Here is a 24,466-nt window from a genome sequence, read left to right as displayed (position 1 = left end):
GCGGGCGCGCGTCTCAGGTCCCGACCTGCACCAGCGTGACGCCGACGACGATGGCGGCGACGGCCCCGACCAGCCGCGTCGACCGGGGGACCTCCCGCTCGGCGCTGTAGGTGATGACCATCACCAGAAGCGGCGTCGTGTTGAGCAGCGGGACGACGGTGACCACGCTCCCGGACTGGAGCGCGAAGAAGTTGGTGAGCCAGCCGACGAAGTTGAACGCGCCCGCGAGCGCGAACGCACCGAGTACGGACCGGCGAAGGCGAAGGCGGCCGCTCCCGATACCGGCAATCAGCGCCCACCCGGTGAAGAGCACGAGCGCGGGCGTCTGGGTGACCGCAGTGGCGGCGACGGGGTCCGGAAAGCCCGACAGCCCGAAGTCGATGAGGACGAAGGCACCGCCAGTCAGCAGCGTCGCGGCGGCGGGGTACAGCAGGTCGCGGGTGTCCGCTGCGGCCAGCTTCCCGGTGACGACGTCCTCGACGTCCGTCGAGTCGGCGCTCTCCTGGGTAACCTGCAGGAGAACCACCCCGCCGACGATGAGCGCGACCCCGGCGGCGGCAAACAGCCCGAGTACCTCGTCCAGGAGGGCAACGGCCAGCAGGACCGACACCGCGGGATAGGCACCGAGTACGGCGGCGGTGACGCTGGAGCCCACCCGGTCGATCCCCTCGTAGTAGAGAAACCGGAAGACCGCGGGGTAGGCCACGCCGGCGACGACGAAGGGCCAGACCCGCGCGGGGTCGGTCAGCGCGTCGGGGAGCCCGCGGGCGGCCGCGAAGGCCCAGAAGGCGACGGTGACGACCACCGTGCTGACGAAGACCGCGCCCAGCACCGGCGACGCCTCCCCCTCGGTCCAGGCCATCCCGTACTCGACGGTGACGGTGTAGCAGGCGAACCCGCCGGCTGCCAGCAGCGCGAGCATCCACGGCTCGAGTCCGAAGACGGCCATCCGTCCAACCCACCGAGCCGGCGTATTTGAATCTTGCCACGAACCCACACACCGCGCAGCCCCGTTCGGGCCCGTCCCGGCGGACTGAAGTACCGCTCCGCCCCCGGCCCGGGTATGCACCGGTCCGTCGGCGACTGGGCGGTCCACGGCGTGGACGTCGGCCCGGAGACGCGGTGTGCCCACTACGACACGGACCGGGACGTCATCGCCCTGCGGTTTGGCTGCTGTGGGCGCTTTTACCCGTGTCTGTCCTGTCACGACGCCGTCGCCGACCACGACCACCGGCCCTGGCCCCGCGACCGGTTCGACGAGCCGGCGGTGCTCTGTGGCGTCTGCGGGGCCGCGCTCTCCGCGCGGGCCTACCTCGACGCCGACCACGCCTGCCCGGCCTGTGGGGTAGCGTTCAATCCAGGGTGTGCCGCCCACTACGAACACTACTTCGAGGGGTTCTGAGCGGCGCCAGCGGGCCAGCAACGGCGTGTCAGTGGCTACTCCCCGAAGGTCGCCCGGAGGTCCTCGGCCAGCAGGTCGGCGGCGTCGTGAGCCCGGCTCACGAGCCCCAGGAGGTTGACGAAGCCGTGGTTCATCGCCTCGTAGTTCGCCATCGTCACCTCGACGCCGGCGTCCTGCAGGCGGTCGGCGTAGGCAAAGCCCTCGTCGCGGAGCGCGTCAAAGCCCGCGGTGACGACGGTCGCGGGGGGCAGCCCCGAGCAGTCCTCCGCGAGCAGCGGCGCGAAGTACCTGTTGCCCGCGTCGACGTCGCTGCGGGCGTACTTCCCGTAGAGCCACTCGGGCGACGTGTCCTCCTCGCGGTTCTCCGCGTAGCTGTCGAACGCGAAGCGCCCGGCGGGGTCGAGCCACGGGTAAATGAGGACCTGCCGGTCGATGTCGGGGGTCTCGGCGGCCAGGCGGCCGCCGCCCTCCCGTCGGTCGCGGGCCAGCAGCGAGACGGCCGCAGCGAGGTTCCCGCCGGCGCTGTCGCCGGCAACGGCCAGCCGGTCGGGGTCACCGTGGAGGTCGCCGGCGAAGCGGTCGGCCCACTCGACGGCCGCGTAGGCGTCCTCCACCGCCGCCGGGAAGGAGTGTTCGGGAGCCTTCCGGTAGTCGACCGAGAGCACGAGCGTGTCGGCGGCGTCGGTCAGGTAGCGACAGACGTTGTCGTGGGTGTCGGGGCTGCCGTAAACGAAGCCGCCGCCGTGGAAGAAGACGGTGACGGGGTGGGGGGCTTCGGCATCGGGGTGATAGGAGCGGACCGGAAGCGCTCCTTCGGGGCCCTCGATCTCGAAGTCGTTGACCTCGTCGACGCCGGGGGTGTCGATCCGGTCGCTCATCCCCTCGGTGTTGCGCTCCAGTTGCTCGCGGGCGGTCTCGGGGGTGACGGCGTGGGACTCGGGAGTCCTTCGGGCCTCGCGGATGGCCTCGATCTCCTGGAGCTCCTCGTCGAGTTCGGCTGCGCGGCGTGTCATACGGTCGTCTCTCCCGCATGCGGGTTAACGCTACTGACTGTAAGGATGTGGGTAGTCGAGCGAGGACTGTCGGACTCGACGACGCGAACAGCCAGAAAGCCCCTGACCGCTCCGGTCGCGCGCTTCGCTGTGCGCGCTCGCTGCGCTCGCGTGCTTGCGTCAGCGTGCTTCCCGGAGCGGTCAGCCCCTTTCGGTCCCGCCCAGCCCGGAAGTCGAGTCGGGCGCACGCTGTCGCGGCGGCCCTGCTGCGACAGCCGCCGTGCGAGGTCTTCCCGAGCGCAGCGAGAGAAGGCTCGGAAGGCGAGCCAGGCGAGCCTTCCGGTGGATGAGGAGCGCAGCGAACGCAGTGAGCGAGCCGCGAGGCGGCGGAGCCGCCTCGGCCCGTGGGAACGGGCGCTGCGCGCCCGTGAGCAGACACCGCAGTCGGCTGGGGAGGCGTGTGGTCCCGGGGCTTTCCTGCTGTTCGTGGGGAGTTCCTGCTCTAGACCGCAAAACGACGGGAGATCCGGCCTCAGTCCTCTTCGAGGTCGCTGCGGGCGATCTTCCCGGTGGCAGTCTTGGGGAGTTCGTCGTGGAACTCGACCTCGCGGGGGTACTCGTGTTTCGAGAGGGTTTCGCGGGCGAACTCCTGGATCTCCTCGGCCAGCCCCTCGTCGGGCTCCCGGGTCGGCGTGATGTGAGCCTTGACGACCTCGCCGCGGGTCTCGTCGGGGACGCCCACGACCGCGACCTCGGCGACGGCGTCGTGTTTCAGCAGCGTCTCCTCGACCTCGTCGGGGCCGATCCGGTAGCCCGCACTCACGATCACCGAGTCCTTCCGGCCGACGTACCAGAAGTAACCGTCCTCGTCCTCGCGGGCGAGGTCGTCGGTGTGGAGCCACCGGCCGGTGAACATCTCCGTCGTCGCCTCCGGCCGGCCCCAGTAACTGCCGCGGTCGTCGCCCTCCCGGCGGATGCAGATCTCGCCGGTCTCGCCCTGCTCGACGGGTTCCTCGTCGTCGTCGAGCAGCTCCACTTCCTTGCCCGGGAGCGGCCGGCCCATGCTGCCGGGCTTGACTTCCCAGTCCTCGAAGGCGTAGTTACAGACCGACATCCCGGCCTCGGTCAGGCCGTAGGAATCCTGTGGCTCGGTGCCGAGCACGTCCCGACACCAGCCGACGCTGTCCTCGTCCAGCGACTCCCCGGCCGCCAGCAGCACCCGGAGGTCGATCCCCTCGGCGTCGACGCCGGCCTGGGCGAGCTGCCGGAGCGCGGTCGGCGGGACCATCGCGTTGTCGACGTCCAGCCGGGCCAGCGTGTCCATCAGCATGCCCCCGTCGAACTCCCCGCGGTAACAGCCGATCGCGGTCCCGCGGATCCCGGGCATCAGCGACCCCATCACCAGCCCGTAGGACCACGCCGGCGAGGCCGCCACGAAGTAGGTGTCGTCGGGCCGGAGGTCGACGACGAACTCGACGTAGGCGTGCAGGTCGGGAACGTCGCCGTGGGTCATCGGGACGCCCTTGGGCTGGCCGGTGGTCCCCGAGGTGTAGCTGAGCGCGAACGGGTCGCCGGGGTGGGTGTCGACCGCCTCGAAGTCGCTGCCGTGGTCCTCGACGGCGCGGTACCCCTCCGTCCGGTCGCCGTCGACCTCGCCGCCGACGGTGACGACGCGGTTGACGACCTCGGGGATGGCGTCGCCGACGCGGCCGTAGTGGTCGGTGGTCGTGACGAAGACGGCGGCGCCGGCGTCGTCCAGCCGGTAGCCCGCCGCGTCGGGGCCGAAGACGGGCGCCATCGGGACGTAGACGCGGCCGGCCTTCAGCGTCCCAAAGACGACGGCGTACAGCTCCAGCCGGGTCGGCAGCATCGCCACGACGCGGGCACCTCGCTCGGTGTGCTCGACCAGGTAGTTCGCCACGCGGTTGGCGGCGGCGTTCAGCTCCGCGAAGGAGTACGTTTCGAGGTCGCCGGTCCCGAAGTCGCGGATCCGCAGCGCCGTCTCCTCGCTGTCGCCGTGTCGGCCGAGCGCCTCCTCGCCGATGTTGATGCCGTCGCGGTCGCCGGCGCTGACCATCTCTTCCCACCCCTCCTCGGAGTCGTAGAGGTCGTACACCGCCTCGTAGATGTCACCGTATGGCATGATACGCACCTCAGCACCCATCGGCATAAACGTTTCCGGGGTTGTTTGCCCGGTCCACCAACGGTCGTAAACGTGCCGGGTGTTACCACACAGCTTAGGCCGTCGAAACCGTGGGTGCGGGCATGGCGACACAGCGACAGGACGAGGCGGGCACCTCGGAGAGCGACGACGCGAGCGAGGGGGAGAGGGCATCCGTAGCGAGCGAGCGGCCGCTGCCGCCGTATCCGCCGAACCTGGGACACCCCGCCCTGCACATGTTCCGGCAGATGCGGGACACGCTAACGTTTGGCGAGCGGGCCCACCGGTTCGAGGACGTGGTCCGGACGCGGCTGCTGGGCCAGGGCGACATCTTCCACCTCGGCCACCCCGAGTGTGTCAAGCGCGTGCTGCTGACCGAGCGCGAGAAGTTCCGGAAGTCCGGCGATTTCGGGACTGCCTTCGGCGAGGGGCTGCTGACCGTCGAGGGCGAGGAGTGGCAACAGCAACGCGACGCGCTCCAGCCCCTCTTTACGCGGGACCGGGTGATGACCTACGCCGACGGGATGGTCGAGCAGATGCAGCGGCGGACCGACCGGTGGGAAGACGGCGACCGGCTGGACCTGCAGTCGGAGTTCACCGACATGACGCTGGACGTCCTCTTCGCGACGATCCTGGGCCGGGAACTCGACCTGGACGGTGACCGCCGGCTCCGGGAGGCCGCCGAGGACCTCCACGAGTGGTTCGTTCCGACTTCGTACCTGCTGCCGCCGTGGGTGCCGACGCCGGCCCGCCGGCGCTTCCGGGAGGGGAAGGCAACCATCCGTGAGGAGGCCGACCGGCTGCTGGCCGAGCGGGCCGGCGACGCGCCCGCCGACCCCACCGAGGCCGACGACCTGCTCTCGCTGCTCGTCGGTCTGCGGGAGGCAGGGATGGACGCCGCCATGCTCGACGACGAGCGGCTGCGCGACCAGATGGTGACGATCATCTTCGCCGGTCACGACACGACGACGACGTCGCTGACCTTCGCCTGCTGGGCGCTGGCGAACAACCCCGATGTAAAGGCGCGGTTCCAGGCCGAGGTCGACGAACTCGACGGGCCGCCGACCGCCGACGACGTCGCGGACCTCGAGGTCACCGACCGGGTCGTGACCGAGACCCTGCGTATGTACCCGCCGGTGTACGCTCTGCCGCGGCTGACCGCCGAGGAGGTCGCGATGGACGGCTACCGGATCCCCGAGGGCGAGCGCGTCATCCTTCCCTTCCGGCAGATCCAGCGCGACGAGCGCTTTTTCCAGGACCCAGACGAGTTCCGGCCCTCGCGGTGGGACGGCGACCTCCGCTCCGAGCTACACAACTTCGCCTACGCCCCCTTCGGCGGCGGCCCGCGCATCTGCATCGGCCGGGAGTTCGCGCTGCTGGAGGCGAAGCTGGCGCTTGCGACCATCGGCCGGGAGTTCGACCTCTACTGGCTCGGCGAGAACGACGCCGACGGCGAGCCGCCCGTCTCCCCGGAGATGACACTCCGGATGGAGCAGGGCCAGGAGTTCCTGGTCGCAGAGCGGTGACCGGGTCCGGGGTGGCGTCCCTGCTGCCGCTCAGAACGTGATGACCTCGTAGCCGTCCTCGACGAGCGAGCGGACGCTGGGGTGGCCGTCGTGGTCGTCCAGCCGGACCGCGCCGCTGTCGTTCACCGCGTCGTCGACGCCGAAGGCGCCGGCACAGAAGTCACAGACGCCGGCGTCGTCCTGTACTGCCCGGTAGAGGTCGTGGTAGTCGCTGTCGGGGTCTTCCAGCTTCGGGACCCACTGCGTGCCCGCGCCGTCGAAGACCAGTTCGAGTTCGTCGCCCTCGGCCTCGGCGAACTCCTTTGCGGCCTCGAGACCGTTGACGAGCCGGCCGACGTCGGGGTGTGTCTCCGTACCTGCGAGGATGATGACTGCTGCTTTTGTCATTGCGACTGCCGGTAGCGGCGGGAGGAGTATATACCGGCCGCGGCCTGGTGCGGGCCACGCCAGGCCGCGTGCCCGTGAAGTGAGCCGACCGGAACTGCCCGTGCCGGCGGCCAGAGGGCGTCAGTGTTCGTGGCTGTGGTCGTGTCCGTGGCCACTCCCGCCGCGGGTGAACTGCCCGGAAAAGGCCCGCTGGACCACTTCGGACAGCGCCGGGTGGATGTGGACCGCGTCGCGGATGTCCCGGACCGTCCCCGACCCCGCGGTCATCGCCACCACCACCTCCTGGATCAGGTTCGAGGCCTCCGGCCCCACGATGTGACAGCCCAGGATCTCCCCCTCCAGGTCGATGAGAACCTTGACCATCCCCTCCCGCTTCATCGCGTCACCGCGGGCGGTGTCCTCGTAGCGGTAGGTGTTGGTGGCGTACTCCCCCTCGAGTTCGTCTTCGGTCGCACCCACGCCCGCGACCTCCGGCGAGGCGAAGACTGCGAAGGGCATCGCCGTGTAGTCGACGGGCTCGGGGTCGCCGAAGAGATTTCGAACGACAGCGCGGGCCTCGTGGTTGGCGTTGTGTTTCAGCAGGTACTCGCCGACGATGTCGCCCAGCGCCCAGACGCCCTCGGCGGTCGTCCGGAGGTACTCGTCGGTCTCGACGAAGCCCGCCTCGTCGGTCTCGATGCCGGCGGTCTCGACGTGCAGCGTGTCCGTGTTGGGCCGCCGGCCGGCCGCCACCAGCAGGTCCGAGCCGGTGACCGTCACGCCCCCTTCATCGGGGTCGCCGTCGAACGCCGGCGGGTACGGCCGGGTCTCGACCGTCACCTCGCCGCCGGACTCGGAGACGGCGACGGCCTCGTGGCCCGCGTGGACCGTAAAGCGGTCGGCGTAGCGCTCGGTGAACGCGCGGCCGACCTCGGGGTCGGCCTCGGGCAGCAAGTGCGGGCGGCGGCCGACGACGGTCACGTCGCTGCCGAAGGTGCCGAAGAAGTGGCCCAGCTCGGCGGCGATGTACCCGCCGCCGACGACCACGAGGTGTTCGGGCGGTTCCTCCAGCTGGAGCGCGTCGGTACTGGTGAGGTAGTCGACGGTATCGATCCCTTCGATGTCGGGGATGGAGGGGCGCGTCCCCGCGGCGACGAGCACCCGGTCGGCCCGGATGCGGGCGCCGTCGTCCGCGCCGCCGGAGACCTCGACGGTCCGCTCGCCGACGAAGCTGGCCTCCCCCTCGTAGAGGTCGTGCTCCGGAGAGGAGCGCAGCCCGCGCCGGATCGAGTCGCTGTCCGCGCCGACGTCCTCGTTGACCTCGCGGACGATGTCGGCGAAGTCGACGTCGCGCACCTCGGCGTCGATGTTGAACCGGTCGGCGCGCTCGACGGTCTCCAGCACGTCGGCGTGGTACAGCAGCATCTTCGAGGGGATGCAGCCGCGGTTGAGACAGGTGCCTCCCAGCGGCCCCTTCTCGACGATGGCGACGGACTCGCCGCGGTTGACCGCCGCGTTGGCGACGTCCAGCCCGGAGCCCGAACCGATGACCAGGAAGTCGTACTCCTCCATGGCACCCCCTGGCTGTCCACGGACATGAATCCCCCAGCGAGGTTACCGACCGTTTACCGCCCGCTCCGGCGACCGGGTCACGCAACCCCGGCCCCGGCGAGCAGGAGCCGGACGCCGATGACCGTCTGGAGGCCGAGCACGACCGCCCGCCGGTGGGCCTCGCTCGCGCGAAAGCGGAGCCGCTTGCCGACGGCCACGCCGGCGACGGCGGGGACTGCGGCGACAGCAGAGGCGGCCACCACGTCGAGCCCGGGGTAGAGCCCGAGGGCTCCGGCCGCGGCGACCCGGACGCCGTTGAGCCCGAGAAACACCATCGCCACGACGCCGACGAACAGGCCGTGGGAGAGGTCACAGCTCCGCAGGTAGGCGACGACCTGGACGCCGACGTTCGTCCCGCCGAAGAGCAGCCCGGAGACCGCGCCGACGCCGGTCATCGCCGGCCCGGTCTCGACGAAACACCGGTCGCGCGTGGCGGCCAGCCCCGGGACCGTGACGGCCCGCTGTGCGGTGGCGACGAACGCGAGCGTGACCAGCCCCAGCCCGAGCTTCAGGGGTGCCTGCGGGAGCCGCTGGAGGACCGCCATCCCGGCGACGGCCCCGACCAGCGCGGCGGCGACCAGCGGGCCGAAGCGCCGGCCGCAGGTCCGGAGCTGGTCGGCCGAGAGGTCCCGGGCCAGCGAGAGGTTGACCGCCATCACCGGGAGGATCATGAACACGACCGCCGTCGCCGGGTCGACGACCGAGGCGAGCGCCATCGTCCCCACGAGCGCGAAACCGAAGCCGGCGAGGCCGTTGACCGCCCCGGCGACGAGAACGACCGCGGCGATACCGGCGACGAAGACTGGTGACGGACCCACGGCGTCCCGTCGACGCGAGGGCACAAAAACGGAACTGACGCCCGCGTTACCCCGCTCCCGCCGCTCAGTCGACGAGCCCGACGTCGTGGACGTGCCGCTCCAGTTCGGCCTCGGACTCGAAGGACTTCCCGCAGACTTCGCAGACGTACTCGCCCGGCCCGTCCGTGTCAGATTCGTTCATGCGTGGAGTACCGGCCGTAGCGGAATAAACGCTTACCCGTCGAGTTCGTCGGCGGCCTCGCGGACCAGCCCGTCGAGGATTTCGGGCGTCGTGGGGTGGTAGGCACGGTCCGGGACCTCGCGGACGTCGATCCCCGTCTCGACGGCGACCTGCATCGTCTTCGCCATGGCGTCGGCGTGGTAGTGCAGGCCCTGCCAGCCCAGCACCGTCCCGTCGGTGCCGACGACCAGCCGGCCCAGCCCCGCGGGGACGTTTTTCGTCCGGAAGACGCCGTCGCTCGCGGTCTCTCGGGTGACGACGACGTGGTCGATTCCCGCCTCCCGCGCCGACTCGGCGGAGTGGCCGACGCGGGCGTAGGGAAGCACGCCGAGCCCCGAGAAGACGACGTGGTGGTGGACGTTCTCGTAGCTGGTCAGGGGATCCCCGTCGCGGTGGGCCAGGACGTTCTCGGCGGCCACCGCCCCCTGCTCTTTGGCGACGTGGAGTATCGGCTCCTTCCCGTTGGCGTCGCCGACGACGAACACCCGCTCGTCGTCCCGGGCCTGCATGGTGTCCGTGACCCAGCCGGGTTCGGACGACAGCGCCGTCCGTTCGAGGTCAAGCCCCTCGAGAGCGGGGCGGCGGCCGGTGAACGCGAACAGCCGGTCGGCCTCGACGGTCCGCTCCTCGCCGTTTTCGGCGACGGTGAGCCGGACGCCGTCGTCGGTCGGCTCGACCCGCCGCTCGTCGGTCTGCGTGAGCACGGTCACGTCGAAGTGCTCGCGGTAGTAGGACAGCAACGCGTCGCCGAAGGGCGGGTCGGCCTCGTCCAGCGGACGGGCGTCGTGCTCGACGACCGTCAGCTCCACGCCCGCCTCGCTGAGATAGGGAACCAGCTCCATCCCGATGTAGCCAAACCCCATCACGACGCCGGTGTCGGGCAGGGTGGTGGCGTCGAGTACGTCCGCGCTGGTGGCCACGTCGACGTCGCCGATGCCGGGGAGGTCGGGGATGTTCGGGACCGAGCCCGTGGCGACGACGACGTAGTCCGGCTCCAGCCTCCGGTCGCCGACGGCCAACCGGCAGTCGTCGACAAAGCAGGCCCGCTCCCGGAGGAAGTCGACATCCTCGCGGTCGGCGAGCCGGTCGACCGCCGCCCGGCGGTGGGCCGCGAAGTCGGCGGTGTGTTCGTCCTTTCGCTCGACGACCCGCTCGAGGTCGACCTCGGGGAGCGGGCCCGTCAGCCGGTCGTCGTGGCGGGCCGCGAACCGGTGTTCGGCCGCCGAGAGCACCTCCTTCGAGGGCATACACCCCCGGAGGATGCAGAGCCCGCCGCCGGGGTCGCCGTCGTCGACCAGTGTCAGCCGGATGCCTGGCTCGTCGGCAAGCCGCTGTGCGACCGCGACGCCCGCGCTCCCGTACGCGCCCACGACCGCGACGTGCGTGCTCACGCCCGGACACCCCCCGTTGCCCGGTCGGTCTGCCCCGAGTCGTGTGTTCCCGTGGTCCGGTCGGTCCGCCCCGAGTCGTGCGTTCGGTTCGCCGTCATCGTTCCTCCGCGAGGAACTCGCCTGCGGCCTCCCGCCCGTTGTCCATCAGCTCCCGGATGAAGGCCGGGTCGCGGTCGACCTTGGTCGCGCTGTCGTAGCGCTGGCCCATCTCGATGCGGCGGATCTCGGTGTGGGTGAACTCGTCGGCCGGGAGCTTGCCCGTCTCGACCCAGTCGTTGACCCGCTCGATGAACCCCAGTTCCTGGTTCAGCGAGATGTTGCCCGAGAGCTCGTTGCGCCGGTCGTTTATTTCCAGGGTGCTGGTGGGGACCTCCTCGACCTCCTGGGGGTTGATCTGGACGACCCACAGCTCGTCGGGCTTGCGGCCGGGCGGCTGGTGCATCAGGTCGTACACCGGCGGGTTCTGGGAGAACAGCCCGTCCCAGTGGGCGTGGCCGTGCAGCTCGACGGCCTCGAAGAGGTCGGGGACCGCCGCCGAGGCGAGGACGGCGTCGACAGTGACGTCCTCGTTGGTGAACGTCTCGAAGACGCCGCCGTTGACGTCGACGGTCCCGACGACCAGCTCCGGCGACTCCCGGCCACACAGCGGCGGGATCGCATCGAAGTCGATGCAGCCCTCGAGTGCGTCCCGGATGCGCTCTTTCCCGAGTTCGTCGCCGGGGACGTCGTAGGGGCTGACCTGAGGGAAGGGAAAGCCGCTCTTTTCGAGCCGGTTCAGCGCGGTCAGCCAGGAATTGACCGCCCAGTCGGCCCCCTCCTTCGCCGAGAGGGCGTCCCACAGCTCCTCGAGCAGTTCCACGGACCGCTCGGGCCCCTCGGTCACCAGCCCGTACCAGGCCGCCAGCGCGTTGAACGCCCCGCCGGAGGTGCCGCTGATCCCCACGAGTTCGTGTGTCGACCAGTCGACCTCGGTCAGCAGGACCTCCAGGACGCCCGCGGTGAAGGCGGTGTGGCTCCCCCCGCCCTGGCAGGCGATGGCGACGTTTCTCTGCCCGGGCGGCGCGCCCGCGGTCGCGTCCCCCTCCTCGCCGCCGTCCGTCGCGACAGCATCTCCCGCGCCGGTGTCACTCATCACTCGTAGGTGTGGGTGTAGCCGCCGTCCCAGAGCAGGTCGGCGCCGTTGAGGTGTTTGCCGTGACTGGACAGGCCGAAGACGAACAGGTTGGCGACCTCCGCGGGCGTCATCATCTCCTTGGTGCGGGCCTGGCCGAGCATCACGTCCTCCACGACCTCCCGCTCGGAGATGCCCCGCTCCTCCGCCGTATCCTGGATCTGGTCGACCATCAGCGGCGTCAGGACGTAGCCTACAGACACCGAAAACGAGCGCAAGGTCCCCTCGCCCTCGGCGGCGATGGCGCGGGTCAGCCCCGTGAGCCCGTGCTTTGCGGTGATGTAGGCGGGCTTGTCCCGGGTGGCGTAGTGGCCGTGGATCGAGGACATGTTGGCGATGGCCCCCACCCCGTCACCGGACTGCGTCCGGTTACCCGAGGCGTCATCCGACGCCTCGCTGTCGTCGGTCGCCTGGATGTGTGGGATCGCGTGTTTCGCGGTGAGGAAGGGGGCACGCAACATCACGTCCAGCAGGAGGTCGTACTTCTCCATCGGGAAGTCGGCGATGCTGTCGATGTGCTGGAGGCCGGCGATGTTGGCGACGTAGCGCAGGTCGCCCTCGTCGGCGGCAGCCTCCACGACCGCCGCGACGTCGCCGTCGCTCGTGAGGTCGGTCTCGACGCCCTCCACGCGGCCGGGCGCGTCGAACTCGGCGGCCATGTCGGCGGTGCCGTCCAGACCATCGCTGTCCACGTCGGCCCCGACGACGGTCAGGCCGTTCATCGCCAGCGCGACCGAGGTCGCCCGGCCGATCCCCGAGGCCGCGCCCGTCACGAGCGCGACGGTCTCGGCGGTAAAGCGGTCGTCCTCGAGGACGAGCAGGTCCTCCGGAGTCAGTTCAGGCGCGCTGAGTTTAAAATCGTCTGTCACGAATATCCCTCGTCAAGTCAGACGTCACCGAGCCGTATAACTTGCCCTCACGTCGACGTAAGCGGCGTTCCGCCCGCACCGAGGGGAGGCGTCGTTCGGCCCGCGTTCGGACGCCGGCGCTCAGGCCAGCAGCTCCACGCCGAGGACGATCCCCCCGACGACCGCGAAGACGACGCCGAGCCCGACCTCCATCAGGTCGCTCGGGACGTACTTGCCCACGCGGGTGCCGATGGTGCCGCCGACGAGCACGCCCGGGACCGACCAGGCGACGACCCACCAGACCGGCGAGGCCGCCAGCGCGTGGACCAGCGCGCCCGCGGCGGCGGCGATACCGAGGGTGAAGACGCTGGTGGCGACCGCGACCCGGGGCGGGAGGCGACACCGGACCACCAGTTGGGTGGTGACGATCTCCGGCAACCCGGCGCTGATCAGCCCCGTGATGAAGCCGCCGACAGTGGAGAGCGCCACACCCGGCAGCCGCCAGCAGGTGTCGTAGGTGAACGTCTCCCCGTCGGCGGCCTCGATGGTCGTCGTCCCGCGACCGGTGTTCTTCTCGCGCAAAAAGTCGCCCTCGCACTCGCCGGGTTCACAGTCCTCGGTGGGGTCGTAGTAGACCAGAAACCCGCCCAGCAGGATGAGTCCTCCGCCGAAAAACAGTTTCAGGAGCGTCGGGTCGACGACGTGGGAGACCAGCGCCCCGACGACGATGGCGGGCACCGCTCCGAGCAGCAGCCACTTCGCGGTCCGGAAGTCGACGACGCGCTGGCCGACGTAGGACCGGAGCCCGTTGCCCATCCCGAACACCTCGGTCAGGAGCCCGGCGCCGATGGCCTGTGCGGGGCCGAGCCCGACCACCAGGAGAAAGAAGGGGCTGAAAAACAGCGCCCCGGAGACGCCGGCCGCGAGCGCGACCGTCGAGAACGCCACCGAGACCGGAAACACCCACCAGTGGGTGAGAAACAGGCCCATATTGAACGCGGAGGGGACGTCACCCCCGCCCCCGCCGGCGGCGGTCGCGGTTACCACGTCCGCGAGGAGGACCAGCCCGACCACCGCCAGCCCGCCGGCCACCAGCCGCCGGCGGCTCACCGGGAGCGCGCGAGTCATCCGAACAGCTCGGCGACGGTGTCCTCTTCGGGCGCCCAGCCGACGAATTCGCCGCCCTCGAAGGGCAACTCGACGGCGGCGACGTAGTTACAGAGGCCGACGTAGAAGTCCACGAGCAGCCCGACCGCGACCACCTCGCCGGGGTCGTAGGCCCGACAGAGCGCGCCGTGTATCTGGTCGGTCACCTCGCCGGTGGCGACCGCGCGGGCGTACTGCAGCAGGACGTACTCCTCGTCGGGAAACGGCGAGAGGTCGCCGCCGCCGACCGCCCGCATCTCCTCGAGCGACACGCCCAGGTCGCGGGCGATGTCGACGTGCTGGTGCCACTCGTAGCGGGCGCCCCGGGCCCGGGCGACCGCGAGGATGACGAGTTCCTTCTTGCGGGGGGTCAGCTGGTCGTAGACGGTGTTCAGGTACTCCAGGGTCGCCTCCAGCAGTTCCGGGTTGTGCGCCCACACCCGGAAGATGTGGCGGTCGCCGAGGTAGTCGTCGGTGAACAGGTGGTGGTACGCCTCGGGGATCTCCTCGAGGTCGAGCAGGTCGAGTCGGGTCATGGAGACGAGTGGACCGTACAGCCACAAAAGCAGTCTCTCACGCGCGGGTAACCCGGTCAGCGCCGGTTCAGCCGGCCGCCTTACCCCTGCGTAACCCACTTTCGGCACTCTCCACGAACGGTTATGTATCAGCCCCGTGCCAGAGTTACCTAGAGTAACCCGAAAGGGTGCTCGTGATACACATGGTCGAGGTAACACTCATCGGCGGACTGGCGGGCGGGATCGTCGCGACGGTCGTCATGACCGTCTTCATGATGGCGCTGGGGGACGACTCCCCGCCGCCGACGGCGCTGTTCTGGTCGAAGTACGTCGGCGACGGGGCGCCGGAAGCGTACGTGATGCAGGGGATGGCCCTGCACATGCTGTACGGGCTGGGCGCCGGTGTGGCGCTGGCCGCGCTGTTGCCGGCCGCGGGCTTCGGGACCGTCACGCTCGTGACGGCGCTGGGGGTCGGGGTCGGGTACGGGATCCTGCTGTTCGTGGTCGCAGCCGCCTTCTGGATGAACGTCGTTCTGGCGCTGGATCCGGAGCCGAAGGCGGTCGGCACTTTCCTCTTCTTTCACCTGGTCTACGGCGCCGTCCTCGGCGCGTGGCTGGGTGCCGGCGTCCTCTGAGCGGACGTGAGGTCGGGGTAACCCGGTGAGCCGGGTGTTCGCCACGAGTCTTTAGCCTCCAGGCAGGACCTCCAGGATACCGCCGGCACAGTATGACGTCCCCTCGTCGAGTCCTCGCCGCGCTGGTCGCCCGCTACGACGAGCGCGGCTCCCCCCTGTCGCCGGCGGTGATCGCGACCGCGCTCGACGGCGACCCGGACCCGTGCGCCGTCGAGCGCTGTCTCGACCGGCTGGCCGGCTGCGAACTGGTCGCGGCCGAACCGGACGGCTACCGGCCGACCGTGACGGGCCGGGAGTTTCTCGACCTCGACATCGACGACGGGTTCGCGGTCGTCGACCCCGGCGCAGGTTCGGATCCCGGGTGACTCACGACGGCGCCCCCGAGCGCGAACGAGCGGTCGCGTGCGAGCGATATCACGTGATTTCCGGGACAGGTTTGTCACCGAGACGGGGATTTATCTGAGCGGCTATCGAAGCCATCAGGGATGGAACCCTCCGGAGACACGAACACCGAACCCCACAGCGAGGCGGATCCGGACCGCAGCGAAACGGGGGCAGGCGGCGGGATGGAACCCGACGGCGGCGACGCACGGGACGGCGGACCGGGGCTGGGCAGGCTGGCCGAGGGTGCCGAAGTCGACTTCGGCGACCGGGAGTACGGCGTCTACGAGTGTACCGACTGCGAGAACGTCGTGCTCTCCTTGCGGGACGCCGAGGGGATGGTCTGTCACGGCCAGGAGATGCAGCGGGTGACCGAACACGCCATGGACATCCAGCCGCCGGATTTGCGGGAGGTGTTGCTGGACGCGTTCGGCCTGCCGAAGGTCGGGCTGGACATCTGTCTGTGTGTCATCGGCGAGGGACCGGTCCCGCCCGCGGAGGTCGCCGAAGCCCTCGACTACGACACCTCGACCGTCCGGACTTACCTGAACGAACTCGTCGACCTGGGGCTGCTCACCAGGTCACAGCTCAACCGCGAGAGCGGCGGCTTCGTCAACGTCTACCACTCAGTTGACCTGGCGGAGATGCGCCGGGAGACGCTCGTGGGCTTTTACGTCTGGGCGGGCGAGGCCGCCTCGCTCATCGAGCAGGCGAACCTCACGAAGAAGGACTACCTCGAAGAGAGTCACGAGGAGGGGCTCGAGGAGGTCTTCTGGGAGGAGTTCCGGGGCAGGACGGGTGGCCCGGAGGACGGGTAGCGCCCGGTTCGAGTATTTGTATCTGTCGGTGACCGGGGGCCGGGTCGCCAGTCCGGCGTGCCTTAAGGGAGTCTCCTGTCGTCGGGTGTGGTATGAGCTCCGAACCACAACGGCGAGCCGACCGCGAGGTGCCACTGTTCACCGACCCCGGGGACGTGTTGCTGTCGATGCAGGCCGTCGTCGGGCGGAAGTGGCAACCGGTCATCGTCTACCACCTGCTCGAGGCGGGGCCGCTGGGGTTCAGCGCGCTCAAGGACCGCACCGGCGGCATCTCCTCGAAGATGCTCTCGGAGAGTCTGGACGACCTGGAAGCAGCCGGGCTGGTCGCCCGCGAGGTTGTCAGCGACAAGCCCGTCCGCGTCGAGTACACGCTCACCGAGGACGGCGAGAGCCTGGAGGGGCTGGTCCGGGAGATGGTCTCGTGGGGCAGCCGGCACATCGACGACGCGGCCGGTGAGGAAGCCGGCCTCGTCCTGGAGGGGGCACGATGACCCGCGAGTACGACGTCCTCGTTGTCGGCGGCGGCACCGGCAACAACGTCGCGGCCGCGGCCGCCGACGCCGGCCTCGAGACCGCACTGGTCGAGAAGGGACCGCTCGGCGGGACCTGTCTCAACCGCGGCTGCAACCCCTCGAAGATGCTCATCCAGGCCGCCACCGCCGCCAATCACGTCCGCGAAGCGGGGAAGTTCCACGTCGACGCCACCCTCGATGGCGTGGACTTCGCGGCCGTCGTCGACGGGATGGACGAGACCCTCTCGGCGCTAGCCGACGGCATGGAGGCCGGCTACCGCGGGAAGGAGGGGCTGACCATCTACGACGACGAGGCCGCATTCGTCGACGAACGAACCGTCGAGGTCGGCGGGGAGCGCGTCAGCGGCGAGCGGGTGGTCGTCGCCGCCGGCTCCCGACCGCTGGTCCCGCCCATCGACGGGCTCGACGAGGTGGATTACCTCACCAGTACCGACGCCCTCTACCTCCGCGAGCAACCCGACAGCCTGGTCGTCATGGGCGGGGGGTACATCGCGGTCGAACTGGGCTACTTCTTCGAATCGATGGGGACCGACGTGACCGTCATCGAGATGATGGACAGCCTGGTCCCCCGCGAGGACCCCGAGGTCGCGGAGGCGTTCACCGAGATCGCTCGCGGGCGCCACGAGGTCTACACCGGCCACCGCGTGACAGCCGTCGAGCCCGACGGCGACGGGGTCCGGGTCCACGCCGAGACCGAGGGCGGCGAGGCCGTCGCGGTCGGGGGCGACGAGCTGCTGGTCGCGCTGGGTCGCCGGCCCAACACGGACACGCTGAACGTCGAGGCCGCCGGCATCGAGACCGACGATGCGGGCTTCGTCGTGACCGACGACCGGCTGCGGACCAGCGCCGAGGGCGTGTGGGCGCAGGGCGACATCGCCGACAACGCGATGTTCAAACACTCCGGGGACCACGAGACCGAGGTGACCGTCGCGAACGTCGTCCACGAGGAGGGTGCGACAGTCGACTTCGCCGCGATGCCACACGCCATCTTCACCGAGCCACAGATCGCCGGCGTCGGCAGGACAGAAGCCGAGCTGGAAGAAGCGGGCGTCGACTACGAGGTCGGCCACCAGTCCCTGCCCGAGACGCCGATGGGGCGGGCAAAGAAACTGGAGGAGGGGTTCGTGAAGGTGCTCGCGGCCCCGGACGGCGAGGTGCTTGGCTGTCACATCCTGGGCTACGAGGCCTCCACCATGATCCACGAGGTGGTCGTCGGGATGCGCCGCGGGGAGGGGACCGTCGAGGATATCGCCGACACCATCCACGCCCACCCGACGCTGAACAAGGCGGTCGAGTACGCCTTCGACGAGCTGGCCTGATGCGGGTCGCTGTGCGTCAGTGCCGGGTCGGCCGCACGGCTGCGCGCGGACGTATCGGCCTCACAGCGAGCCGATCAGTTACGTGCTCGGGGCCGGCGCGTCCGCCCGCTCGCGGCGCAGCGCGCGCTGGAGGCCGACCTCGGCGATGTTGCCGCCGTGTTCCGCGGTCCGGACGACGCTGTCGAGCACGCGGGTCAGCCGGTAGTCGACCCCCTCGGCTTCGAACAGCCGGCGGTCCAGCGCCTCCCCTTCGTCTCTGACCCGGTCGCGGGCGCGCAACACCTCGTGGGCGGCCTCCAGCCCGCGACCGTCGACGACCAGCCCGACGGCGTCCTCGACGACCGCCCGGGCCCCGCAGGCGAGGTCGTCGATGTCGCCGACCGGACCGCCACCGCCGGCGTCGAGTTCCGCCGCGGTGCGGGCGACCCGCTCGGCGTGGTCGGCGACCCGCTCGAGCTCGCGGGCGGTCGCCCACAGCTCGAACAGCTCGGACCGGTCCAGGCCGAGCGCGTCCACCTCGCCCAGCCGGGCGAGCCCGCGGGTGAGGTGGCGCTCGACGAGGGCGTACAGCCGGTCGGCCTGGTCGTCCCGGTCGCCGGGGTCGGCCATCCCCGCGCCGTCCAGCGCCGCGAGCGCGTCGCGGTGCATCGAGAGGGCGACGTACTGGAGCTGGCGGACGGACTGGCGGACCGACACCTCGCCGGGGTCGACCAGTGTCCGGACGGTGGCGCCGTCCTCGCTTTCGCCGATGGCGACGCCGGTGAGCCCCCGACCCACCCGCTGGAGGGCCCGTTCCTGCTCGGCTGAGAGTCCGCCGGGAGAGTCCAAGCGGAGCTCGGTGCTGCCGGCCGCATAACCCGCCCGGACGACGCGCTCGACGGCACCGGGGTCGTCGTCGACCGGAACCGCGATCGGTCCGTCCGGCGCCCGCTCTCGGTCCCCGGCCCGGACCGCGAGCGTCCCGTCGATGTGGGCGTACAGCGCCACCTCGGTCCCGGCGGTTACCCCCTCGCGCTCGGCCCACTCCTTGGGCAGCGAGACCGTGTACGTTCCGCCGCCGACCTGCTGGACCTTTCGGGTCTCCATCAGTAGATCAGCTCCCGCTCGTTCTCGACCATGTACAGCGTCCGGGCGGCGATGTTGACCGCGTGGTCGCCGACCCGCTCGATGTCCCGGATCGTCAGCAGGAGCCGGGAGACGTCGTCGAGCAGCGCCTCGACGCCCCAGGCGCTCCCGTCGGCCTCGCGCTCGATGAGGTCGCGGGCGACGGTCTCGCCGGCCCGGTGACAGAGCGCGTCGATCTCGTCGTCGTCCGCGGCAACCTGCCGGCAGGCCGCGGCGTCGCCGCTCCCGTAGGCCGCGAGCGCACGCTCGACCAGCGCCAGCGCCTCCCGCCCTATCCCCTGGAGTTCGGCGAACTGGACGCCCGCGGCGGGCTCGCGCTCGCCGGCGGTCGCGTAGCCGGCGAGGTTGGTCGCCAGGTCGCCGACCCGTTCGAGGTCGGTGAGGATCTTGAACGAGGCCGTGACAAAGCGCAGGTCGCTTGCGACCGGCTGCTGGAGGGCGTACAGCTCCACACAGCGCTCCTCGAGGTCGACATAGCGGTCGTTGACGTCCTCGTCACCCTCGATGAGGGCCCGGGCGCGGTCGGCGTCGCCGGTCGCGAGACACCCCAGCGCGTCGTCGAGCCGGTCGGTGACGAGCGCGCCCATCGCGAGCACCCCCTCCCGGAGCCCGTCCAGCTCGTCCTGGTAGGTGTCGCGTGCCATCGGCTCACCCGAACTTGCCGGAGATGTAGTCCTCGACGCGCTGGCTCTCGGGGTTCTCGAAGATCTTGTCCGTGCTGTCGTACTCGATGAGCTCGCCGCCGGTGAGGAAGACGGCCGTCTGGTCCGAAATGCGGGCGGCCTGCTGCATGTTGTGGGTGACGATCACCACCGTGTAGTCCTCGGCCAGCTCCTCGACGAGGTCCTCGATCTTCGAGGTGGCGATCGGGTCGAGTGCGGACGCCGGCTCGTCCATCAGGATGACGTCGGGGCCGACCGCGAGACACCGGGCGATGCACAGGCGTTGCTGCTGGCCGCCCGAGAGCCCCAGCGCGTTGTCGTCGAGCCGGTCGTTGACCTCCTCCCAGAGCGCGGCCTGCCGGAGCGCCCGCTCGACGAGTTCGGCCTCCTCGTCGGTGTCGTCCCGACCCAGCAGCCGGGCCAGCAACCCCTTCTCGATCTCGCCGTGCTTTCGGGGGCCATAGGAGACGTTGTCCCGGATCGACTTGGGGAAGGGGTTGGGCGACTGGAACACCATCCCGATCCGCTTGCGCAGCTCGACGAGGTTGGTGTTGGGGTCGTACACCTCCATGCCGTCGAGTTCGACCGACCCGTCGACCCGCGCGGACTTGATCCGGTCGTTCATCCGGTTGAGCGAGCGCAGGAACGTGGACTTCCCACACCCCGAGGGGCCGATCAGCGCGGTGACGCTGTTTTCCGGGATCTCCATCGAGACGTCGTCGATCGCGCACTCGTCGCCGTACCAGACGTTGAGGTCCTCGACGGTCAGCTTCGGCGGCCCGTCGAAGCCGTAGTCGGTCCACTCCGGCCGGGCTTCCTCGACGCTCTCGCCGGCGGTCGTCGTGACGCCGGCGTCCGCTCGTTCGGTCTCCGGTTCAGCTCCCAGGTCGGTGTCGGTGACTGATTCACTCATGATCGAGTTTCCTCCTGAAGTAGGTTCGGGTCAGGATCCCGATGGCGTAGAAACCAAGCACGACCGTCAGCAGGACAAAGGCGGAGGCCCACCCCATCGACGGCGACCCGCTGACGCCGGCGGTGATGACCGCCCACACCTGCGTGGGCAGGGCCGCCGTCGCCTCCAGCAGGGCCCCGTTGTAGACGAACGGTGGCTGGGCGGTGAACTGGAAGCTGCCGAACACGTCGATGGCCTCGGTCTCGTTGAGCGTCGAGCCGAGCACGAGGATCAGCGGGGCGGTCTCCCCGGCGATCCGGCCGACGCCCAGGATGACCCCCGTGATCACGCCCGGCAGCGCCGCCGGCAGGACGACGCTCCGGATCGTCTGCCACTGGTTCACCCCGAGGGCCGCGCTGGCGTCGCGGTACTCGTCGGGGACGGCCTTGACCGCCTCGCGGCTGGTGATCAACACCAGCGGCAGCAGCATGAACCCGAGGACGAGCATCCCGATCAGCAGCCCCTCGCTCTCCCCGAGCCGGGGGATGAGGAAGGCGGCGCCAAAGAGTCCAAAGACCACGCTCGGGGTGCTCCACAGCGCGTTCGTGGCGACCTCCACCAGGGCGGTGAACTTCCCCTGCTCGGCGTACTCGGTGAGGAAGACCGCCGCACCGACGGCCAGCGGTACCGCGAACAGGGAGGCGCCGACCACCAGCCAGACCGTCCCGACGACGGCCGGGAGGATCCCGCCGGGCTCGGGCCCCAGCGGGATGTACGGCGACATCACCATCGGCCAGGACAGGGTTCCCGTGTAGCCGATGGTCACACCCAGAAGCGTGAAGTCCGCACCCGTGACGGCGACGTGCAGGGCAGCGATCGTGAGGAAGCCGGCCGCCGCCGCGAGCCCGAGCGTCGTCTCCTCGCCGACCACCCGCCGCCGGAGCCGGTCGGCCGGCTCGTCGGGAGCGACCGACCGGCGGGCGAGCGCCGTCACGAGGGCGACGGCGAGGGCGGCCACGGCGGCGAGCACCCCCACCGCCGGGACCAGATTGGCCGGCCCGACCGAGGGGTTCACCCCGGCCGCCGGCTGGAGGAAGACGACGGCGGCCAGCAGGCCGAGCGCCCCGAACAGCCCGACCTTGACCGCCTGCGCGCGTTCGTGTGCCCGCTCGGCGGGGCTCCCCTCGCCGACGAAGAGTCCGAGGAGGGCGGCCACCGCGAGCGCCGCCGCGGCCAGCGTGCCGGCGTAGACGGCCGCGAGCCCCAGCGTCCCGGCGACGGGGAGCCCGAACGGCGTCTCCCCGAAGACGGCGAGGGCGAGCGTCAGCAGGACGGTCGAGCCCATCGTCAGCCCGAGCGCGCGCTGGAGCGTCCGCTGGTTCGGCAGCTCGCTCCCGACCCCGCTGAGGCTGCCGTACTTGCGCAGGAAGTAGACGAACACCACCGCCCCGGGGATGGCGACCAGCAGCGTCCCGACGGTGAGTTCCGGCGTCACCCGGACCGTCGTGTCCGTGGGCACCAGCTCCCGGTTCTGGAGCACGTCGTAGACGAAGGGGATCTCGATGGCGTCGCCGGTGACGACGACCGAGAGGAGTCCCGCGGCGAGCGCGCCCAGCACCGCCAGCGGGAGCGCTCTGAATAGCTGGCGGGCCGCCGAGTGCCACTCGTCGGTGCCGGCCGGCGAGCGCGCCCAGCTGAGCGTCCCGACCAGAAGCGGCGAGAGGAGCACGAGCGCGGTCAGCGCGCCGATCCGGAACCCGTGGAAGGCGTAGGTCACGCCCTGGGACGCGACGAAGAAGACGATCGAGACCATCGCGGCGACCATCAGGAGTGCGTTCAGGTTGATCAGCAGGAAGGCGCCGTACTGGCGCCCGCGGGCGCCAAAGCCCGCCCGGGACTTCGCGGCGGCCCACCCGGAGACCATCGACCCGAACAGGGTGAACAGCGGGACCACCACGCCGCCGGTGAACCCGCCCTGGAGGCTCTGGGGGTCCCACTCCCAGCCGACGCCGACCACCGCGGTCGCGACGGTCGTCCCGAGCGTCACCAGCAACAGCGCCGCCGGGGCCGTCGAGGAGACGTCCTCGCGGGGGAACACGGTGAGCACAAACAGGCCGACGCCCGCGGCGACCGCGACGACCCAGGTCAGGGTGCCGCCGAACAGGGTCGCGGCGAGCGCGCCGCCGACGAGCAGGCCGACGACGCCGAAGGCCACGCCGGCGAGCAGGCCGGCGCTGCTCGCTGGTTCGTTCCGGACGACACCCAGCCGCGAGACGACGCCCGCGGCCCCGACGACCAGTCCCTGGCCGACCAGCAACAGGCCAAGCAGCGTCGCCAGGTTGAGTCCGGTCCCCATGGGGGCGGAGACGACCGCCAGCAGTGTCAGGCCGACGAGCAGCCCCACGCCGACGCCGCGGACGCGCTGTGACGTTATCGGGACGATGCCGAGTGCGGAGAACAGCCCGACGGTCGCGACGCCGCCGACCCCGAGGACGAGCAGGGTCAGAAACAGCGAGTTCAGCGCCGCGCCGCCCGTATCGAGCGCGACGGCGTCGACGAGGGTGACCAGCCCGAGCAGGAAGCCGACGACCGAGAGCGCGACGGAGGTGTCCAGTGCGCGGTCGTAGTAGTTCGACTGCTCGCTGACGAGTTCGTTCTCGCGTGCGTATCCCTCGCTCATCGTTCACCCTGGAGGTTCCGCTGCATGCGATTCTCGATGTACTGCGCGAGGACGCTCATCAGGGCGACGATGACGAAGAGGATGACGCCCGCGAAAAACAGCACCTCGAGGGTGTTGTCCGTGGCGTCGCCGTAGGAGGTGGCGATCCGGGAGGTCAGCGTGGCGCTCTGCCCGAAGACGTCGTACAGCGGCTCCGGGATGCCCTGGCCGGCGGCCATGATCGCCGCGACGGCCATCGTCTCCCCGACCGCCCGGCCGAGCCCGAGGATGATCGCCGCCGATAGCCCCGACAGCGCCGCGGGGATGGAGATGCTCTTCATCGTCTGCCACTCCGTGGCGCCCATGGCGATGGCGCCGTCGCTCATCGACCGCGGGACGCTCGAGAGGGCGTCCTCCCCGACGGAGACGACCGTCGGCAGCGCCATCACCCCGACGACCGTGCCGGCGATCAGGAAGCTGGCCTGCTGGTCGAGAAAGGAGGTCTGGACGAAACTGTTCAGCACCGAGAAGCCCAGAAAGCCGTAGACGATGGAGGGGATGCCCGCGAGCACCTCCACGGCTGGCTTCACCACCTCGCGCACGCGGTCGCTGGCCACCTCGGCGATGAACAGCGCGCCGAAGATCCCGAGCGGGCCGGCGACGAGCAACGCAATGAGGGTGACGACGACCGTCGCCCAGATGGTCGGCAACAGCGAGTAGGTCCCGCCGGCGGGGTTCCACCCGCTGGGTAACCCGAGCTGTGGCAGAACCCCTTCGAGCCAGAAGAACCACCGTGCCTCGCCGCTCCCGCCGGTCGGCACGGCGACCAGCCCGGCTCCCCACTTCTCGACGGCCGGCCACGCACTCGAGAAGAGGTAGTAGGTGATGAACCCGACCGTGATCACGGTCCCGACGGTGGCGACGAAGGTGATGATCTTCGCCGTGCGGGCCTGTTTGGTCGTCCAGCCGACGACCATCGTCAGCAAGAAGCCGGCCAACGGGTACGCGACCAGGTCGTTGGGTCCCAGAAACGTCACCAGCGTCAACAGGAGGGTGACGGAGCTGGCGGCCCCGAGCGCGATGTCGCCCGGCGTGGGCTCGGCGCCGACCAGGGCCCGCTTGAGCACGACCAGCGCGTGCCAGATTTCTCCCGGCAAGCCCAGGACGAAGCCGACGACCCGACCCGGAACTGCGGTCACGAACGCAACCAGCGCCTGGATGCGTCCGACGATCCCCTCTCGTATCCTCCCGGTCAGACCATCGGCCATTGTGTAG

Annotated in this window: 24 protein-coding genes; 7 read left to right on the top strand and 17 right to left on the bottom strand. The window is 70.4% G+C overall.

Translation table 11 applies throughout. From position 1 onward, the window contains the following. Window positions 1-13 precede the first annotated feature (13 nt). Complete coding sequence (locus GN153_RS12425; protein WP_159903260.1) at window positions 14-949, bottom strand: DMT family transporter; 936 nt, start codon at window positions 947-949, stop codon at window positions 14-16. Window positions 950-1,063: 114 nt separating this feature from the next. On the opposite strand from GN153_RS12425, the gene GN153_RS12420 reads away from it, so the two are divergent. Beyond that, window positions 1,064-1,402 (top strand): CHY zinc finger protein, encoded by a 339-nt coding sequence (locus GN153_RS12420; RefSeq protein WP_159903258.1) that lies wholly within the window; start codon window positions 1,064-1,066, stop codon window positions 1,400-1,402. Between the two features lie 35 nt (window positions 1,403-1,437). On the opposite strand, the gene GN153_RS12415 is transcribed toward GN153_RS12420, so the two are convergent. Both GN153_RS12415 and GN153_RS12410 read right to left on the bottom strand, forming a co-directional pair. Then, window positions 1,438-2,415 carry an alpha/beta hydrolase gene (locus GN153_RS12415; RefSeq protein ID WP_159903256.1) on the bottom strand — a complete coding sequence of 326 codons (978 nt, stop codon included), beginning with the start codon at window positions 2,413-2,415 and terminating at the stop codon, window positions 1,438-1,440. A 511-nt stretch (window positions 2,416-2,926) separates the two neighbouring features. After that, the gene (locus tag GN153_RS12410) at window positions 2,927-4,537 is read right to left on the bottom strand and encodes an acyl-CoA synthetase (RefSeq protein ID WP_159903254.1); all 1,611 of its coding nucleotides are present in this window, start codon (window positions 4,535-4,537) and stop codon (window positions 2,927-2,929) included. Window positions 4,538-4,659: 122 nt separating this feature from the next. On the opposite strand from GN153_RS12410, the gene GN153_RS12405 reads away from it, so the two are divergent. Beyond that, complete coding sequence (locus GN153_RS12405) at window positions 4,660-6,081, top strand: cytochrome P450 (RefSeq protein WP_159903250.1); 1,422 nt, start codon at window positions 4,660-4,662, stop codon at window positions 6,079-6,081. Window positions 6,082-6,111: 30 nt separating this feature from the next. Here GN153_RS12405 and GN153_RS12400 read toward each other — a convergent pair whose 3' ends face one another. The 9 genes from GN153_RS12400 to GN153_RS12365 all read right to left on the bottom strand — a co-directional run bounded on the left by GN153_RS12400 (window position 6,112) and on the right by GN153_RS12365 (window position 14,188). Next, entirely contained in the window at window positions 6,112-6,468 is a 357-nt protein-coding gene (locus tag GN153_RS12400) for a DsrE family protein (RefSeq protein ID WP_159903249.1), read from the bottom strand. Between the two features lie 120 nt (window positions 6,469-6,588). Continuing rightward, window positions 6,589-8,019 carry a dihydrolipoyl dehydrogenase gene (locus tag GN153_RS12395; protein WP_159903248.1) on the bottom strand — a complete coding sequence of 477 codons (1,431 nt, stop codon included), beginning with the start codon at window positions 8,017-8,019 and terminating at the stop codon, window positions 6,589-6,591. 77 nt (window positions 8,020-8,096) lie between these two features. After that, window positions 8,097-8,876: a TSUP family transporter gene (locus GN153_RS12390; RefSeq protein WP_236544802.1), complete on the bottom strand. Its 780-nt coding sequence runs from the start codon at window positions 8,874-8,876 to the stop codon at window positions 8,097-8,099. Between the two features lie 64 nt (window positions 8,877-8,940). Next, a complete protein-coding gene (locus GN153_RS17555) occupies window positions 8,941-9,057 on the bottom strand; it encodes a C2H2-type zinc finger protein (protein WP_201287888.1) in 117 nt (38 codons plus the stop codon). A gap of 32 nt (window positions 9,058-9,089) precedes the next feature. After that, window positions 9,090-10,487, bottom strand: a complete 1,398-nt coding sequence (locus GN153_RS12385; RefSeq protein ID WP_159903247.1) for a dihydrolipoyl dehydrogenase family protein — start codon at window positions 10,485-10,487, stop codon at window positions 9,090-9,092. A gap of 94 nt (window positions 10,488-10,581) precedes the next feature. Then, entirely contained in the window at window positions 10,582-11,619 is a 1,038-nt protein-coding gene (locus tag GN153_RS12380) for a patatin-like phospholipase family protein (protein WP_159903246.1), read from the bottom strand. Further along, a complete protein-coding gene (locus GN153_RS12375) occupies window positions 11,619-12,527 on the bottom strand; it encodes an SDR family oxidoreductase (protein WP_159903245.1) in 909 nt (302 codons plus the stop codon). Before GN153_RS12375 ends, GN153_RS12380 begins: the two co-directional genes overlap by 1 nt. Window positions 12,528-12,647: 120 nt before the next feature. Beyond that, on the bottom strand, window positions 12,648-13,634 hold the full coding sequence (locus tag GN153_RS12370; RefSeq protein ID WP_159903244.1) for a sulfite exporter TauE/SafE family protein: 987 nt from the start codon (window positions 13,632-13,634) through the stop codon (window positions 12,648-12,650). Then, window positions 13,631-14,188 carry a carboxymuconolactone decarboxylase family protein gene (locus GN153_RS12365; protein WP_159903243.1) on the bottom strand — a complete coding sequence of 186 codons (558 nt, stop codon included), beginning with the start codon at window positions 14,186-14,188 and terminating at the stop codon, window positions 13,631-13,633. The genes GN153_RS12370 and GN153_RS12365 overlap by 4 nt, the downstream gene beginning before the upstream one ends. Before the next feature lie 182 nt (window positions 14,189-14,370). Here GN153_RS12365 and GN153_RS12360 point away from each other — a divergent pair, with 182 nt between their 5' ends. The 5 genes from GN153_RS12360 (at window position 14,371) to GN153_RS12340 (ending at window position 17,853) form a co-directional block, all read left to right on the top strand. Further along, window positions 14,371-14,802 carry a hypothetical protein gene (locus GN153_RS12360; RefSeq protein WP_159903242.1) on the top strand — a complete coding sequence of 144 codons (432 nt, stop codon included), beginning with the start codon at window positions 14,371-14,373 and terminating at the stop codon, window positions 14,800-14,802. A gap of 92 nt (window positions 14,803-14,894) precedes the next feature. Continuing rightward, window positions 14,895-15,167: a hypothetical protein gene (locus tag GN153_RS12355; protein ID WP_159903241.1), complete on the top strand. Its 273-nt coding sequence runs from the start codon at window positions 14,895-14,897 to the stop codon at window positions 15,165-15,167. A gap of 120 nt (window positions 15,168-15,287) precedes the next feature. Beyond that, window positions 15,288-16,001 (top strand): helix-turn-helix domain-containing protein, encoded by a 714-nt coding sequence (locus GN153_RS12350; RefSeq protein WP_236544801.1) that lies wholly within the window; start codon window positions 15,288-15,290, stop codon window positions 15,999-16,001. Between the two features lie 92 nt (window positions 16,002-16,093). Beyond that, window positions 16,094-16,492, top strand: a complete 399-nt coding sequence (locus tag GN153_RS12345) for a winged helix-turn-helix transcriptional regulator (RefSeq protein ID WP_201287887.1) — start codon at window positions 16,094-16,096, stop codon at window positions 16,490-16,492. Beyond that, window positions 16,489-17,853 carry a dihydrolipoyl dehydrogenase family protein gene (locus GN153_RS12340; protein ID WP_159903240.1) on the top strand — a complete coding sequence of 455 codons (1,365 nt, stop codon included), beginning with the start codon at window positions 16,489-16,491 and terminating at the stop codon, window positions 17,851-17,853. The genes GN153_RS12345 and GN153_RS12340 overlap by 4 nt, the downstream gene beginning before the upstream one ends. 78 nt (window positions 17,854-17,931) lie before the next feature. On the opposite strand, the gene GN153_RS12335 is transcribed toward GN153_RS12340, so the two are convergent. Genes GN153_RS12335 through pstC form a run of 5 tightly spaced genes read right to left on the bottom strand, consistent with a single transcriptional unit; the run spans window position 17,932 to window position 24,459 of the window. Continuing rightward, window positions 17,932-18,939, bottom strand: coding sequence for a phosphate uptake regulator PhoU (locus tag GN153_RS12335; RefSeq protein WP_159903238.1), 1,008 nt, complete (start codon window positions 18,937-18,939; stop codon window positions 17,932-17,934). Further along, window positions 18,939-19,622 (bottom strand): phosphate signaling complex protein PhoU, encoded by a 684-nt coding sequence (gene phoU, locus GN153_RS12330; RefSeq protein WP_159903236.1) that lies wholly within the window; start codon window positions 19,620-19,622, stop codon window positions 18,939-18,941. The genes GN153_RS12335 and phoU overlap by 1 nt, the downstream gene beginning before the upstream one ends. Window positions 19,623-19,626: 4 nt before the next feature. Beyond that, entirely contained in the window at window positions 19,627-20,553 is a 927-nt protein-coding gene (pstB, locus tag GN153_RS12325) for a phosphate ABC transporter ATP-binding protein PstB (protein WP_159903234.1), read from the bottom strand. Further along, a complete protein-coding gene (gene pstA / locus GN153_RS12320) occupies window positions 20,546-23,212 on the bottom strand; it encodes a phosphate ABC transporter permease PstA (RefSeq protein ID WP_159903232.1) in 2,667 nt (888 codons plus the stop codon). The genes pstB and pstA overlap by 8 nt, the downstream gene beginning before the upstream one ends. Further along, window positions 23,209-24,459 (bottom strand): phosphate ABC transporter permease subunit PstC, encoded by a 1,251-nt coding sequence (gene pstC, locus GN153_RS12315; protein WP_159903230.1) that lies wholly within the window; start codon window positions 24,457-24,459, stop codon window positions 23,209-23,211. The genes pstA and pstC overlap by 4 nt, the downstream gene beginning before the upstream one ends. Window positions 24,460-24,466: the final 7 nt, after the last annotated feature.

Origin of the sequence: Salinirussus salinus (assembly GCF_009831455.1) — an archaeon.
GTDB lineage: Archaea > Halobacteriota > Halobacteria > Halobacteriales > Haloarculaceae > Salinirussus > Salinirussus salinus.
The sequence above is the reverse complement of the archived record's forward strand: the minus strand, read 5'-3'. Positions and strand labels throughout refer to the sequence as shown.